We start from the raw sequence: 3,454 nt of genomic DNA on the forward strand, positions 1-3,454 counted from the left end.
CAGACGGCGACGGCACCAGACCTCGTCGACGGCCGACGGAGCGGTAGAGGGGAGGGACGGCGACGAGACCAGACGGCGACGGCATCAGACGGCGACGGCATCAGACGGCGACGGCACCAGACCTCGTCGACGGCCGACGGAGCGGTAGAGGGGAGGGACGGCGGCGAGACCAGACGGCGACGGCATCAGACGTCGACCGCATCAGACGATGACGGCACCAGACCTCGACGACGGCCGACGGCGCGGTAGAGCGGAGGAACCGCGGCGACACCCGACGGCGAAGGCCCGCCCCCAAGGGACGGGCCTTTGATGCCTTCGACTCCGAGCGACCTCAGGCGGCCGACTCGACCTCATCGGGGATGTTCTTCGTCGAGATCCGCTTGCTGAACACCCAGTACGACCACGACTGGTACCCGATCACGATCGGGACGAAGATCACCGCGGCCCACGTCATGATCGTCAACGTCGTCGGTGACGACGCCGCCGTGATCATGTTCAGACGCTCTGCGACGGCGACGTTCTCGTCCTGCGCGAACCCGATGTTGCCGTACATCTTCAGGAAGACGCCCACGAACAGCGCCACCACCGACAACCCCGTGCCGATGAAGCCCCAGCCGTCACGCCCCTTGCCGATCGCGAAGCTGGCCCCGACGATCGCCAGGATCGCGACGATGCCGGCTGCCCAGGCGAAGACGCTCAGGTCGCCGAACTCGGACGTCGCGGGCCAGAACACGTTCTGGCAGATCACGAACAGCGCGACCAGGACGGCGGCGGCCCACCCGAGGCGGGCGCCGAAGCTCTCGGCCCGATCGTGGATGATGCCGCGGGTCTTCAGCGCGATGAACGCCGAGCCGTGGACCAGGAACAGCACGACCAGCATCACTCCGCCGAGCAGCGCGAACGGGCCGAACAGGGCCCAGAACGAGCCGTTCCAATGCAACCCGTCGTTCGGCAGGCCGATCACGAAGTTCGCGAACCCGACGCCGAACACCAGCGACGGCAGGAACGAGCCGATCGTCGCGAACCAGTCGAGCGTCGTCCGGTAGCGGGAATCGGGGTGCTTCGAGCGGTATTCGAAGGCCACGCCGCGCAGGATGAGGCCGACCAGCACGAGAAGCAGCGGGATGTAGAGGCCGGAGAAGACGCTGGCGTACCAGCCGGGGAAGGCGGCGAACATCGCGCCGCCGGCGGTGAGCAGCCACACCTCGTTGCCGTCCCAGACGGGGCCGATGGTGTTGACGACGACGCGCTTTTCCTTCTCGTTCTTGCCGAGCACGGGGATCAGCATGGCGACGCCGTAGTCGAAGCCTTCGAGGAAGAAGTAGCCGAGCCAGAGGACGGCGACCAGGACGAACCAGACCAGCGTCAAGGTGGGAACGGCGACGGTGCTTTCAAGCAGGTTGAACATGTTTGCTAATCCGTCCTCAGTACGCGAAGGTCAGGGGGGCGTCGGGATCGGACTGGACCTCGATCGGCGCGACCTCGGGCAAGCCCTTCTTCGCGTACTTGAGGAACAGCCAAACTTCCAGCACCGCCAGGGCGCCGTAGATCAGGGTGTAGGTGATCATCGAGAACAAGACGTTGCCAGCCGGCACCGACGTCGAGACCCCTGAGGCCGTCGACATCACGCCTGCCACGACCCAGGGTTGGCGACCCATCTCGGTGAAGATCCAGCCGAACGAGATCGCGAACAGCGGCGCCAGGGGCATGGCGAACATGGCGAGGGTCCAGATCGGGCCCGGCTTGGGGAACTTGTCCTTCCGGACGAACCACAAGGTCGCCAGCGCCAGCGCCATCCCGGCGAACCCGAGGCCCATCATCAGGCGGAAGGTCCAGTAGGAGATGGGCACGTTGGGGATCGGGTCGATGCCGGGGTAGTTGGCCGCGAGTTCGTCGGCGAACTGCTCCTGCAGGAGGGACTGGCCACCGTCGGCGTGCCGGAATCCCTCCTCGGCGAACTCCTCGCGCAGGTTGTTGATGCCCTTGACGGTCTCCTGCCCGGCCAGGAACGACAGCAGACCGGGAATCTGGATCTCGAAGAGCGGCTCGGTGCCCTCCAGGTTGCCGATGGTCAGCACCGAGAAGGGGGCATTGGTCTGGGTCTCGAACAGGGCCTCGGCCGCGGCCATCTTGACGGGCTGCACCTGCGTCATGATCTTGGACTGCTGGTCGCCGGAGATGACGGTGAAGACGGAGGCGCCGAGTAGCACCCAGGCGCCGAACTTCGTGGCGAAGCGGTAGGCGGAGGTGTCGCCGTCCTTCATTTCGCCGTCGCGACGGATTTTGGCCAGGTGCCATCCGGCGACGCCGGCGACCAGGCCGCCGGCGACCATGTAGGCCGCGGAGATCACGTGCGGGAAGGTGACCATCAGCACCGGGTTGCTGAGGATCTCCACGAAACCGCCGACGCCGTCGAGCTCGGCGCGACCGTTGCGGAAGACGGTGCCGACGGGGTTCTGCATCCAGGAGTTGGCGGCCAGGATGAAGATGGCCGACAGCATGGTGCCGAACGCCGCCAGGTAGATGGTGGCGAGGTGGAGCTTCTTGGGGAGCTTGTCCCAGCCGAAGATCCACAGCCCGATGAAGGTCGACTCGAGGAAGAACGCGAGCAGTGCCTCGAGGGCCAACGGGGCGCCGAATACGTCGCCGACGAAGCGGGAGTACTCGGACCAGTTCATGCCGAACTGGAACTCCTGGACGATGCCCGTCACGACACCGAGGGCGAAGTTGATGAGGAAGAGCTTGCCGAAGAACTTGGTGAGGCGGAGGTAGGCATCTTTGCTTGTCCGCACCCACATGGTCTGAAACACCGCCACGAGCATCGACATGCCGATGGTGATGGGGACGAAGAGGAAGTGGTAGACAGTCGTGATTCCGAACTGCCACCGCGCCAAGGCCACTGGATCCATGGTGGCAAGCTACTACGCAAAGTCGGAAATCGACAACCTGTCCCTAACTTGGGGCCTGGTTGCCCTTATGCTTGGCGCCATGGCGTCGAGAGGTGAACTCGAACAGCGGGTGATGGAGCTGCTGTGGCAGTCCCGCACGCCGCAAAGCGTCGGCGACGTCCACGCGCTGCTGTCCAAGGAACGTGAACTGGCCTACACGACGGTGATGACGGTGCTCGATCGGCTCGCGAAGAAGGGCCTCGTGGAGCGGGAGTTGGCCGCGAGAGCGTGGCGCTATCGTCCAGCCTCGTCGCAGGCAGAGGTGATCGCCCGTGAGATGGGCGCGTTGTTGGGGGTCGCGGCACCTGAGGTGAGGGTCGAGGCATTGAGGGCGTTGGCGTTGGGGTTGAGCCCGGAGGAGCGGGCGCAGTTGGTCGAGCCGGCGGTCGGTTGAGTCGGCTGGGGTCGCGCTGGTTGAGCCGCCCGAGCGTTGGTTGAGCCGCCTCGTGAGGAACGAACGAGGCGTGACGAAACCCCCTGGCGCACGGTGCAGGGTGCTGACCCCA

The 3,454-nt window shown here is 65.7% G+C and carries 4 protein-coding genes; 2 read left to right on the forward strand and 2 right to left on the reverse strand.

Annotated elements, in window-relative coordinates; translation table 11 throughout:
- On the forward strand, nt 1-249 hold a 249-nt coding region (locus BUC15_RS20595; RefSeq protein WP_217652305.1), incomplete at its 5' end, for a hypothetical protein.
- A gap of 82 nt (nt 250-331) precedes the next feature.
- Here the strand turns inward: BUC15_RS20595 and cydB are convergent.
- Both cydB and BUC15_RS18600 read right to left on the reverse strand, forming a co-directional pair.
- Entirely contained in the window at nt 332-1,408 is a 1,077-nt protein-coding gene (gene cydB / locus BUC15_RS18595; protein WP_073191559.1) for a cytochrome d ubiquinol oxidase subunit II, read from the reverse strand.
- A gap of 16 nt (nt 1,409-1,424) precedes the next feature.
- Nucleotides 1,425-2,909, reverse strand: coding sequence for a cytochrome ubiquinol oxidase subunit I (locus BUC15_RS18600; protein WP_073191562.1), 1,485 nt, complete (start codon nt 2,907-2,909; stop codon nt 1,425-1,427).
- Between the two features lie 79 nt (nt 2,910-2,988).
- Between BUC15_RS18600 and BUC15_RS18605 the strand changes: the two genes are divergently transcribed.
- Complete coding sequence (locus tag BUC15_RS18605) at nt 2,989-3,342, forward strand: BlaI/MecI/CopY family transcriptional regulator (RefSeq protein ID WP_073191564.1); 354 nt, start codon at nt 2,989-2,991, stop codon at nt 3,340-3,342.
- The last annotated feature ends 112 nt before the right edge of the window (nt 3,343-3,454 follow it).

It is taken from the genome of Tessaracoccus bendigoensis DSM 12906 (assembly GCF_900141915.1).
Taxonomy (GTDB): domain Bacteria; phylum Actinomycetota; class Actinomycetes; order Propionibacteriales; family Propionibacteriaceae; genus Arachnia; species Arachnia bendigoensis.